This is a genomic window from Mesorhizobium sp. M1A.T.Ca.IN.004.03.1.1, assembly GCF_003997555.1.
Taxonomy (GTDB): Bacteria; Pseudomonadota; Alphaproteobacteria; order Rhizobiales; family Rhizobiaceae; genus Mesorhizobium.
The window spans coordinates 1-243 of record NZ_RZTV01000941.1 but is presented as its reverse complement, the minus strand read 5'-3'; the positions used below and the strand labels follow the sequence as shown (position 1 = coordinate 243).

The 243-nt window shown below is 60.9% G+C and carries 1 protein-coding gene; it reads right to left on the bottom strand.

The genetic code is table 11. From position 1 onward, the window contains the following. The coding region (locus tag EOD29_RS34455) for a potassium-transporting ATPase subunit KdpA (RefSeq protein ID WP_206520619.1) at window positions 1–243 on the bottom strand (243 nt) is incomplete at both ends.

Here is a 243-nt window from a genome sequence, read left to right as displayed (position 1 = left end):
GTCGCATTGACATAGGGCCCAAGCGTCTGCGGCACGCCGAGATAGACGTAGACAATGGTCAGCACGATGCAGATCGGCAGCAGGATGTAGAGCGTGCCGCGGATCATATCGACCCAGAAATTGCCGATGGCCTTGCCCGAAGCGCGTGAGAAGGCGCGGATGAAGGCGAGTGCGATGGCAATGCCGGTCGCCGCGGAGACGAAGTTCTGGACGGTGAAGCCGGCCATCTGCGTCAGATAGGAC